This window comes from Streptomyces sp. (assembly GCF_031178505.1).
Lineage (GTDB): Bacteria > Actinomycetota > Actinomycetes > Streptomycetales > Streptomycetaceae > Streptomyces > Streptomyces gulbargensis.
This window is the reverse complement of record NZ_JAPSIW010000186.1, coordinates 1-10,343: the sequence shown is the minus strand read 5'-3', so window position 1 is coordinate 10,343 and position 10,343 is coordinate 1. Positions and strand designations below refer to the sequence as shown.

At 75.5% G+C, this 10,343-nt stretch carries 11 protein-coding genes; 6 read left to right on the top strand and 5 right to left on the bottom strand.

Annotated elements, in window-relative coordinates; all coding sequences use genetic code 11:
* From murJ to RIF68_RS15115, 4 genes are all read left to right on the top strand, one after another.
* Positions 1-1,546 (top strand): murein biosynthesis integral membrane protein MurJ (murJ, locus tag RIF68_RS15130; RefSeq protein ID WP_309051761.1); only part of this gene is annotated, 1,546 nt, incomplete at its 5' end.
* A 69-nt stretch (positions 1,547-1,615) separates the two neighbouring features.
* Positions 1,616-2,299 (top strand): response regulator transcription factor, encoded by a 684-nt coding sequence (locus RIF68_RS15125; RefSeq protein ID WP_309051760.1) that lies wholly within the window; start codon positions 1,616-1,618, stop codon positions 2,297-2,299.
* Positions 2,296-3,792 (top strand): HAMP domain-containing sensor histidine kinase, encoded by a 1,497-nt coding sequence (locus RIF68_RS15120; protein ID WP_309051759.1) that lies wholly within the window; start codon positions 2,296-2,298, stop codon positions 3,790-3,792. Before RIF68_RS15125 ends, RIF68_RS15120 begins: the two co-directional genes overlap by 4 nt.
* Entirely contained in the window at positions 3,789-4,412 is a 624-nt protein-coding gene (locus RIF68_RS15115) for a hypothetical protein (RefSeq protein WP_309051758.1), read from the top strand. Before RIF68_RS15120 ends, RIF68_RS15115 begins: the two co-directional genes overlap by 4 nt.
* Positions 4,413-4,447: 35 nt before the next feature.
* Here RIF68_RS15115 and RIF68_RS15110 read toward each other — a convergent pair whose 3' ends face one another.
* Positions 4,448-5,281, bottom strand: coding sequence for a serine hydrolase domain-containing protein (locus RIF68_RS15110; protein WP_309051757.1), 834 nt, complete (start codon positions 5,279-5,281; stop codon positions 4,448-4,450).
* A 52-nt stretch (positions 5,282-5,333) separates the two neighbouring features.
* On the opposite strand from RIF68_RS15110, the gene RIF68_RS15105 reads away from it, so the two are divergent.
* Both RIF68_RS15105 and RIF68_RS15100 read left to right on the top strand, forming a co-directional pair.
* Positions 5,334-5,753 carry a MerR family transcriptional regulator gene (locus RIF68_RS15105; protein ID WP_309051756.1) on the top strand — a complete coding sequence of 140 codons (420 nt, stop codon included), beginning with the start codon at positions 5,334-5,336 and terminating at the stop codon, positions 5,751-5,753.
* A complete protein-coding gene (locus RIF68_RS15100) occupies positions 5,750-6,802 on the top strand; it encodes an aldo/keto reductase (protein WP_309051755.1) in 1,053 nt (350 codons plus the stop codon). The genes RIF68_RS15105 and RIF68_RS15100 overlap by 4 nt, the downstream gene beginning before the upstream one ends.
* A gap of 50 nt (positions 6,803-6,852) precedes the next feature.
* Here the strand turns inward: RIF68_RS15100 and RIF68_RS15095 are convergent, their stop codons facing one another.
* The 4 genes from RIF68_RS15095 to RIF68_RS15080 all read right to left on the bottom strand — a co-directional run.
* The gene (locus RIF68_RS15095) at positions 6,853-8,049 is read right to left on the bottom strand and encodes an acyltransferase (protein ID WP_309051754.1); all 1,197 of its coding nucleotides are present in this window, start codon (positions 8,047-8,049) and stop codon (positions 6,853-6,855) included.
* Positions 8,046-9,080 carry an alpha/beta hydrolase gene (locus tag RIF68_RS15090; protein WP_309051753.1) on the bottom strand — a complete coding sequence of 345 codons (1,035 nt, stop codon included), beginning with the start codon at positions 9,078-9,080 and terminating at the stop codon, positions 8,046-8,048. Before RIF68_RS15090 ends, RIF68_RS15095 begins: the two co-directional genes overlap by 4 nt.
* A gap of 189 nt (positions 9,081-9,269) precedes the next feature.
* A complete protein-coding gene (locus tag RIF68_RS15085) occupies positions 9,270-9,953 on the bottom strand; it encodes a response regulator transcription factor (RefSeq protein WP_309051752.1) in 684 nt (227 codons plus the stop codon).
* The coding region (locus tag RIF68_RS15080; RefSeq protein WP_375165703.1) for an ATP-binding protein at positions 9,950-10,343 on the bottom strand (394 nt) is incomplete at its 5' end. The genes RIF68_RS15085 and RIF68_RS15080, both read right to left, overlap by 4 nt.

The following is a 10,343-nucleotide window of genomic DNA, read 5'->3' as shown; positions in this document are numbered from 1 at the left end:
CGCCGCCGCGCTCGGCGCGGGCCTCGTCGCCGACGGGTACGCGGTCGGCAACTCCGTCCCCACCATCGTCTACACGCTGCTCATCGGCGGTGCCCTCAACGCCGTGTTCGTCCCCGAACTCGTCAGGGCCGCCAAGGAACACGAGGACGGCGGAGCCGCCTACACCGACCGGCTCCTCACCGTCTGCGCCCTCGCCCTCCTCGCCCTGACGGCCGGCGCCGTCCTCGCCGCGCCCGCGCTCGTCGACGCGTACACCGACTACACGGGCGCGCAGCGGGACATGACCGTCGCCTTCACCCGCACCTGCCTGCCGCAGATCCTCTTCCTCGGCCTCTTCACCCTCCTCGGGCAGGTCCTCAACGCCCGTGGCCGGTTCGGCGCCATGATGTGGACCCCGGTCCTCAACAACGCGGTCGTCGTCGCCGTCTTCGGCCTCTTCCTCGCCGTCGCCGACGGCGGCGCCCTCACCGGCGGCGAGACCGCCCTCCTCGGCTGGGGCACCACCGCAGGCATCGCCGTCCAGGCCCTCGCCCTGCTGCCCTCGCTGCGTGCCGCCGGCTTCCGCTGGCGCCCCCGCTTCGACTGGCGCGGCAGCGGCCTCACCGCCCCGCTGCGCTCGGCCGGCTGGCTGGTGCTGCTGGTCCTCACCAACCAGGCCGCCTACTGGCTCACCACCCTGCTCGCCACCTCGGCGGGCGCCACCACCGGCGGCGGCTCGGGCCTCGCCGCGTACAACAACGCCTATCTGCTGTGGACCGTCCCGCACGGCATCCTCACGGTCTCCCTCGTCACCGCCCTCATGCCCCGCATGAGCGGCGCGGCGGCGGACGGCGACCTCGCCGCCGTACGCAGGGACGTCGGTCACGCGCAGCGCACCTGCGCGGCCGGGATCGTCCCCGCCGCGTGCGCGCTGTTCGCGCTGGCCCTGCCCCTGATGACGGTCGTCTTCCGGCACGGGGAGACCGGCGGCGACGACGTCCGCGCCATGGCCTGGACGCTGACCGCCTTCGCCCCCGGCCTCGTCGCCCTCTCCGGCCAGTACGTGTGCAGCCGCGCCTTCTACGCCCTGCGCGACACCCGCACCCCGTTCCTCCTCAACCTCCTCGTCGCCGGCCTCAACGCCCTCCTCGCCCTCTGCGCCGCCCAGTGGCTCCCACCCCACTGGACCGTCACCGGCATGGCCGCCGGCTACTCCGCGGCCCTGTGGGCGGGCTGGGGCCTCACCGCGTACGTGCTGGGGCGGCGGCTGCGGGGTGACGGCGCCCGTGCGGTGCCTTCCGGTACGGCCGGGGGCCCCGCGCCCGCCGCCCCGGACGCGCCCGGCGGCGGGAGCGCGGGTGCCCTCGGACGGCTGCTCCTGGCGGCCGTGCCGGCCGCCGGCCTCGGCCTGTGGACGGCCGACACGGCGGCACCGGCCGGCGCGCTCGGGGCCGCTGCCGCCGGAGCCCTGACGATCGCGGCGGCCTTCGCCCTCCTGGCCCGCCCGCTCCGCCTCACCGAGCTGAGCGCCCTGGTGAACCGGGCGGCCGGCCGCCTCCGCCGCTGACCCCACGGGAGGAGAACGCACCGCCCGCCCCCCGACATCCCCTCCTCACCCCCTTGGGATACTGCCCAGATGCCCCGCGTGCTCCTCATAGAAGACGACCCCTCCGTCCGCGAGGGGGTCGAGCTCGGTCTCCGCCGCCGCGGTCACACCGTCCGCACCGCCCCCACCGGCGAGGCGGGGCTCGCCGCGCTCGGGGAGTTCCGCCCGGATCTGGTGCTGCTCGACCTCATGCTGCCCGGGATGAACGGTGTGCAGGTCTGCCACCGCGTCCGGGAGACCAGCCAGCTCCCGATCATCATGCTCACGGCCCGGGGCGACGACTTCGACGTCGTCATCGGCCTGGAGGCCGGCGCCGACGACTACATCGTCAAGCCCGCCCGCACCGAGGTCATCGAGGCCCGTATCCGCGCCGTGCTGCGCCGCATCGAGGAGCCCTCCGGCGGCCGGCCCGGCATCGAGTTCCACGGCGAACTCGCCATCGACCGCGCGGGCCTGACCGTCGCCAAGGCGGGGGAGCGGCTCGCCCTCGCCCCCTCCGAGATGAAGCTGCTGCTCCACCTCTCGGCCGCGCCCGAGCAGGTCTTCAGCCGCCAGCAGCTCCTCGAACACGTCTGGGAGCACAGCTACCACGGCGACGCGCGGCTGGTCGACGCCTGCGTCCGCCGCCTCCGCAACAAGATCGAGGACGTCCCCGGCGAACCCCGCTACATCCAGACCCTGCGCGGCTTCGGCTACCGCTTCGGGCCGCTGTGAGAGCCTGCCCGGCCCCGGCGGAGGACGCGGGGCCCCGCCGTGCCCGGCGCCGCCGCGCGCCCCGCCCGCACCCCTTCGGCCTGCGGACCCGGCTCGTCCTCGCCTTCCTCCTCGTCGCGGCCGTCGGCTGCGGCACCACCGCCGCCCTCACCTATCGCGCCGCCCGCAACGCGATCCTCGAACAGACCCAGAACACCGCCGTGTCCGCGCTCCGCGACCAGGTCGACCCGCTCCGCATCGACCTGCCCGTCCAGACCGGCACCCTGCGGGACGCGCTCCTGAGCATCGCCCGCCAGGGCAAGCCCCGCCCCTGGCGGGTCTACGCCGAGTACGGCTCGCTCCGCGTCTCCTCCACCGACCGCCCCACCTCCAGCGTCATCACCCCGGAACTGCGGGCCCGCGCCCTCGGCCGGGGCACCACCCCGCACAGCAGCTTCCAGCGGGTCGTCAAGGACGGCACCCCCTATCTGACCGTCGCCGTCCCGGCCGTCTTCCGCACCCATGCCACCCAGGGAACCGCCCAGCCCACCGGGCTCGTCTTCTACGCCGTCATGGAGCTGGACGAGGAGGAGGCGAACATCGAGGCCATGGTCGCCGCCGCCCGCGACGGCGCCCTCCCGGCCCTCGCCGTCGCCCTGATCCCCGCGCTGCTCGCCGCCCGGGGCGTCCTCCGCCCGGTACGGGAGTTGCGGCGGGCCGCCCGCAGCATGGGCCGGGGCCGGCTCGACACCCGTATCCACGCCAAAGGCAGCGACGAACTCGCCGACCTCGCCCGCACGTTCAACGAGTCCGCCGCCGAGCTGGAACGTTCCGTCGCCGAACTGCGCCGGGCCGAGGCCCGCGCCCGCCGCTTCGCCGCCGACGTCTCGCACGAGCTGCGCACCCCGCTCGCCGGCATGCTCGCCGTCACCGAGGTCCTCGACGAGGACGCCGGCACCCTCGACAGCGACACCGCCCGCGCCGTGCGCCTGATCAGCGCCGAGACCGGACGGCTCGCCGTGCTCGTCGAGGACCTGATGGAGATCTCCCGCTTCGACGCCCGCGCCGCCGAACTGCACAGCGACGAGGTCGACGCCGCCGACTGCGTCCGCAAGACCCTCCAGAACCGGCACTGGACCGATCCGGCCCGCGTCGTCGCCGACCTGTCCGAGGGCATCCGCGCCCGCCTCGACCCGCGCCGCTTCGACGTCGTCGTCGCCAACCTCGTCGGCAACGCGCTGCGCCACGGCGGCGCCCCCGTCACGGTCCGGGTGTACGCGGAGGGGGACACGCTCGTGACGGAGGTCGCCGACCAGGGGCCGGGCATCCACCCGGATGTCCTGCCGCACGTCTTCGACCGCTTCTACAAGGCCGACCCGGCCCGGACCCGCTCGGCGGGCAGCGGCCTCGGCCTGGCGATCACCCTGGAGAACGTACGGCTCCACGGCGGCACCGTCGAAGCCGCCAACCGGCCCGGCGGCGGGGCCGTCTTCACCGTGAGGATGCCCCGGTGACCCGGCGCGCCCAGGCCGTCGCCGCCGCCCTGTCCGGTCTCGCGGCGCTCTCCCTCGCCGGCTGCGGCATCCGGGACAGCGACGTCGTGGAGGCGGGGGCCGCCGCGACCGTCGCCGTCGCGCCGCCTCCCGAGTTCCGCATGCTGGTCTACTTCCTCGGGCCCGACGGCCGCCCCATGCCGGTGTCCCGCGACATCGCGCGCCCGTTCCCGGCCTCCACCGCCCTGCCGGTCCGGAACGCCGACGGTTCGTTGCCGTACGAGGGCTTCGGTACCGGCTACGAGATCTCCCCCGACACCGCGCGCCGCGCCGGCGTCGTCACGGACATGGCGCTCGGCGTGCTGCTGAGCGGCCCGAGCCCGGCCGAGGCCGCCGCCGGACTGCGGACGGAGCTGCCGAGGACGGGCGGGCGCCCGCACGTCGAGGAGGAGAGGACGGGCGCCCCGGACGGCGGACGCCTGCGGCTGCGGGCCCCCTTCCCCGTCACCGGTCTGACCCCTCGGGCCGTCCACCAGCTGGTGTGCACGGCGGCGTTCGCGGAGGACCCGGCGGCCCGTTCCCAGGTGGTCGTGACGGGCCCCGACGGCGCCCTGCCCCCGGCCCGCTGCGACGGACTCTGACGGAGCGGGACCGGAGGAACCGGGGGAACGGGAGCTCAGGCCCCCGCGCGCAGGTCGGCCAGGACCGCGTCCGTGAACGGCGGCCAGGCCTCCACCGCCCACGGCCCGAAGGGCCGGTCGGTGAGCGCCACGCACGCGGCGCGCGCGTCCGGGTCGATCCACAGGAAGGTGCCCGCCTGGCCGAAGTGCCCGAAGGTACGGGGCGAGGACGAAGCGCCGGTCCAGTGCGGCGACTTGCCGCCCCGGATCTCGAAGCCGAGGCCCCAGTCGTTGGGCCTCTGGTGTCCGTACCCGGGCAGGATGCCGGTGAGCCCCGGGTACGTCACGGTCATCGCGTCCCGCACCGTCCGCGCGTCGAGCAGCCGCGGCGCCTGCACCTCGGCGGCGAACCGCACCAGGTCGTCCACGGTCGACACCCCGTCCTTGGCGGGCGAACCCTCCAGGGTGGTCGAGGTCATGCCGAGCGGCTCCAGGACCGCCTGGTGCAGATACTCGGCGAAGGGGATGTCGGTCGCCTTGGCGACGTGGTCGCCGAGCGCCTCGAAGCCGGTGTTGGAGTAGATCCGGCGGGTGCCGGGCGCGGCCATGACCCGGTTCTCGTCGAAGGCGAGACCGGAGGTGTGGGCGAGGAGGTGGCGGACGGTCGCGCCCTCCGGCCCGGCCGGCTCGTCCAGGTCGACCGCCCCCTCCTCGTACGCGACGAGCACCGCGTACGCGACCAGCGGCTTGGTGACGGAGGCGAGGGCGAACCGCTGCCCGGTGGGGCCGTGGGCCCCGGCCAGGGTGCCGTCCGCGCGGACGACGGCCGCCGCGGCGGTGGGGACGGGCCAGTTCTCGATCGACGCCAGGCTCGGCACGCTGCTCTCCATGGCGCCGAGCCTACTTGCTTCGAGTGCACTCCAAGGTCCTAGCGTGGGGCCCATGAGCGTGATCGCGGACACGAGCACCCGGGCCCTCCAGGCCCACTACACCATCAGCGAGGTCGCCGCCCTGACCGGTCTCTCCGCGCACACCCTGCGCTGGTACGAGCGGATCGGGCTCATGCCGCACGTCGACCGTTCGCACACCGGCCAGCGGCGCTTCACCGAGCGCGACCTGACCTGGCTGGCCTTCGTCGGCAAGCTGCGGCTCACCGGCATGCCGGTCGCGGACATGGTCCGGTACGCCGAGCTCGTACGGGCCGGCGAGCACACCCATCCGGAGCGGCGGGAGCTCCTGGAGACCACCCGGCGCGACGTCCTGGCCCGGATCGCCGAGCTGCGGGACACCCTCGCCGTGCTCGACCACAAGATCGGCTTCTACTCCCACAACGGCACCACCTGCGGGGAAGGGACCTCATGACCGACAGGACCGACACGACCGGCGCCGCGAAGGCGACCGGCAGGATCGACACCGTACGGCTCGGGCAGGACGGACCCCGGATCGGCGTCCAGGGCTTCGGCGCCATGGGCATCAGCGAGTTCTACGGCGCGACGGACGAGGCCGCCGCCCGCGACACCCTCGACGCGGCCCTGGAGGCGGGCGTCACCCTCATCGACACCGCCGACATCTACGGCAACGGCGCCAACGAGGAGTTCCTCGCCCCGTTCGTCGCCGCCCACCGCGACGAGATCACCCTCGCCACCAAGTTCGCCATCGAGCGGCGCCCCGACGAGCCGTCCCACCGTGGGGTCAACAACGACCCGGCGTACATCAGGAAGGCCGCCGAGGCCAGCCTGCGCCGCCTGGGCGCCGAGACGATCGACCTCTACTACATGCACCGCCGTGACCCCTCCGTCCCCTTCGTGGAGTCGGTCGGCGCCATGGCCGAACTGGTGAAGGAGGGCAAGGTCCGGTATCTCGGCCTGAGCGAGGTGACCGGCCCGGAGCTGCGCGAGGCGCACGCGGTGCACCCGATCGCCGCGCTGCAGTCGGAGTGGTCGCTGTTCTCCCGGGACGTGGAGCGCAGCGCCGTCGGGGCCGCCGCCGAACTCGGCGTGACCTTCGTGCCGTACTCGCCGCTCGGCCGGGGCTTCCTGACCGGGGCCTTCGCGGACGCCTCCCGCGACCTGGCCGACGGCGACTTCCGCGTCCACCAGCCCCGCTTCACCGGCGAGAACGCCCGGCGCAACGCGGCCCTGCTCGAACCGGTCCGCGCGATCGCCGCCGCGCACGGGGCGACACCCGCCCAGATCGCCCTCGCCTGGGTGCAGCAGCGGTCCGCCGTGCACGGCCTGACGGTCGTCCCGATCCCCGGCACCCGCAAGCGCGCCCGCCTGGAGGAGAACGCCGCCGCCACCCGCATCACCCTCACGGACGCCGAACTGGCCGCCCTGGAACCGATCGCCGCCCAAGTGGCCGGCGACCGCTACCCGGACATGCGGTTCACCTCCCTGGCCCGCGAGGTCTGAGCCGCCAGGCGCGGGGGTCGGGGCGGCGGGGGAGACCGCCACCTCCACCCTCATCCCGGTCCCAGGGCGAAGACCGCGAAACCCGCCGCCAGCACCCCCGCCAGGGCGCGGCGGCCCGGACCGCTCCGTGTCCACGGGGACTCGAAGGCCCGCGCGTACCGGCCGACGGCGACCAGCAGCACGGCGAAGACCGGCATCCAGGCGAGGCGGGCCAGGATCCAGCCGGCCGAGTCCGGCGCGCCGACCAGTCCGGCGACCTCGCCCGTGTACGCGGCGGGGACCGCCGCCGCCAGCATCGCCGTCTGGTGCCAGCACAGGATCGTCATCGCGGACAGGTTGACCACCACCACCGGCGCCCACAGCGCGGGCCGGGCGAGGAGCCGGCCGAGCCGCTCCCGCAGCAGGATCGCGGCGCCGCTCTGCGTGGCCGCGAGGGCCAGGACGAGCAGCGACGGCGGATGCGAGTTGGTGCGGGCCTCCCCGGGCACACCGACCATCGACGTCGGGTAGCCGAAGGCGAGGAGCAGCGTCGCGAACAGCGCGGCCCCGCCCAGCAGCAGCGCCCACGCGTGCCGCCGGCCGATCCGGCCCTCGCCCCACGAGACGCCCAGCTGATACGCGAACAGCCAGCCCGGCAGGATGGTCAGCAGCCCCAGCCAGGACGGCACGGCGTCCGCGTGCGGCCCGTACCGCAGCAGGTCCACGACGGCCACCGAGCACAGCAGCGGCGCCGCCGCCCACGCCCCGAGCCGGCGGGCGGCCCGCACGCACAGCGGGGTCAGCGCCGTGACCACCGTGTACACCCCGACGAACCAGAGCGGCTGGATCACCAGCGTCGACGCCGTCCGCAGCGTGTCCACCGGCACCCCGGCGCCGAAGTGGAGCAGCGGCAGCAGCACCGCCCACACCGCCGTCACCCCGAGAACCGGGCGGCCGAGCCGGGCGAGCCTCGCCCCGAGCCACGCGCGTGTGGAGCCCGTGCGCCGCCGGTAGGAGAGGACGGAGGCGTACCCGCCGACCAGGAAGAAGATCCCCAGCATCTGCAGGACCCAGCTGACCGGCGCGAGGCCGGGGAAGGCGGACAGCGGGCTGGCGTTGTGGATCGCGCCGTCCGCGGAGAGCGTGAAACCGCCGAGCAGCCAGTGCCCGGTGGGCACGGCCAGCAGCGCGAGGGCGCGCAGTCCGTCGACGGCCCGGTCGCGGTGGGCGGGGGTACGGGCCTCGATCCGCTCCACGAGCCGGTTCACCGCGCACCTCCCGCGCTCTGACGGGCGGTGCTCACCGGGGCGGGAGCGGTGACGTCCTGCCCCTGGGCGATCGCGGCGAAGGCCCGCAGCGAGCGGGTGCCGGGCGCGCAGTAGCCGCCGTGGCCCCCGGCGTCACCGGCCGGGACGGGCCGGGCGCCGAACTCCGGATCGGTCGGATCGGTACCGTGCCCGAGCCCCGCGAACTCCACGTTCGGCACCCGGTCGATCCAGTCCGCCGGGTCCTTCGCCGCCCACACGCGGGCGGAGGTGCCCAGAGCGGCCACGTTCGCCGCGCGCATCCCGGGCGAACCGAACACCACCAGGTCCTTCGCCTCCAGCCGGTGCGCCGCCAGACCGCACACCACGGAGCCGTAGCTGTGGCAGAAGACGGACGGCTCGGCGGCACCGACGGCGGCGAGCCCGTCCGTGAACCGGGCCAGCCGGTCCGCGCCCGCCTCGGCCAGCCGGCCGGTCGCCGCGTCCACGCCCACCCCGACGGGCGTCGTGTACCCGGCCCAGGCGATCACCGCCGTACGGCCGCCGGCCGCCCGGTGCAGGGCCCGCGCCATGTCGGCCAGCGGCCGCACCCGGCCCGCGTCCACGTCGGAGCCCGGCACCACCACCGCCACGTGCGCGGCCCGCCGGAGATCCCCGTACACCAGGACCACCTGGCCCCGGCCGCGCGGGTCGTGGGCGAGGACCCGCGCCCCCTCGTACCGGCCCACCGCCGTGGTCCGGGCGTTCGCCTCGTACCGCAGCTCCGGCGGCGCCCCGTCGAGGTTCCCGACGACCGTGGGGTACGTACGGGCCAGCTCCCGCTGCCGTACGGGGCTCAGACCCGCGAAGTACCGCGCGACCTCGGCCGGGCTCGTCCGCTCGGGGTCCGGCAGCCCCGCCGCCCGCCACGCCCCCGTCCCGGGCGGCGCCCCGGTCACCGGCACCTGCCCCTCCCCGGACGCCCACCCGGCCGTCCCCGCGACCACCGTCCCCACCAGGGCCGCCGTGATCAGGGTCCTCGTCAAGCGGCGCATCGGCCCGCCCTCCCTCGTTCGCGTCGTGGACGGGAGGAAGGTAGGAAGGGGACGGCCGGCGGCACGTCACGCCGGAGAGCCAACTCCCCGGCGATACCGGGGTAGGGGGTGGACGAGCAGCCAACCCCCGCCGGGGGGTGGGGCTTCCCCCCGGTGCCGCACGCTCGGGTGCGACTGCACGGACGCGGCCTAGCCGGGTGCTCCGGGGGTGATGAGCCCGGACTCGTACGCGAAGACGACCGCCTGCGCCCGGTCGCGCAGGTCCAGCTTGGCGAGGACCCGGCCGATGTGGGTCTTCACCGTCTGCTCGGCCAGGACCAGGCGGGCCGCGATCTCCTGGTTGGACAGGCCCCGGGCGATCAGCTCCAGGACCTCCGTCTCGCGCGGGGTGAGACCGTTCAGGCGCAGCGCCGTCGCGTCCCGGCGCGGGGCCGGCCGGGAGGCGGCGAAGTCGGCGATCAGGCGGCGGGTGACGGACGGCGCCAGCAGGGCCTCGCCGGCCGCCACCACCCGCACCGCCCCGATCAGATCGGCCGGCGGCGCGTCCTTGAGGAGGAAACCGGACGCGCCGGCGCGCAGCGCCTCGTACACGTAGTCGTCCACGTCGAAGGTCGTGAGCATGAGCACCTTCGGGCGGTGGACCACGCCCGCCGGCGGGTGCAGGATCTCCCGGGCCGCCGCGAGCCCGTCCAGCTCCGGCATCCGGACGTCCATGAGCACCACGTCGGGGTGGGTGGAGCGGGCCACCTCGATGCCCTGGCGGCCGTCCGGGGCCTCGCCCACGACGTCGATGTCGGACTGGGCGGAGAGCAGCGCGGCGAACCCCGCGCGCACCATGGCCTGGTCGTCGACGATGATCACGCGGATCGTCACGCGGTGTCCTCGCTGTCGGTGAGGGGGGTCGGTGCCGTGCCGCCTCCCGGGGCGGCGCCGGGGGGACGGAGGGGCAGCCGGGCCGCGACCCGGAAACCGCCGTCCGGCAGCGGCCCCGTGTCCAGGGAGCCGCCCGTCAACCGTACGCGCTCCCGCATGCCGACCAGACCGTGCCCGGTCCCCGCCGCACCCCGCTCCACCGCCGAACCCGGCTCCGCCGACGGTCCGTTGACGACCAGTACCGAAAGCCACCCGTCGTCCGAGGCCCGCACCGACACCCGGGTCGCGGCGCCCGGCGCGTGCCGGACCACATTGGCGAGGGCCTCCTGCACGATCCGGTACGCCGACAGGTCCACGGCCTGGGAGACGTCCCCGAGGTCGGCGGAGAGC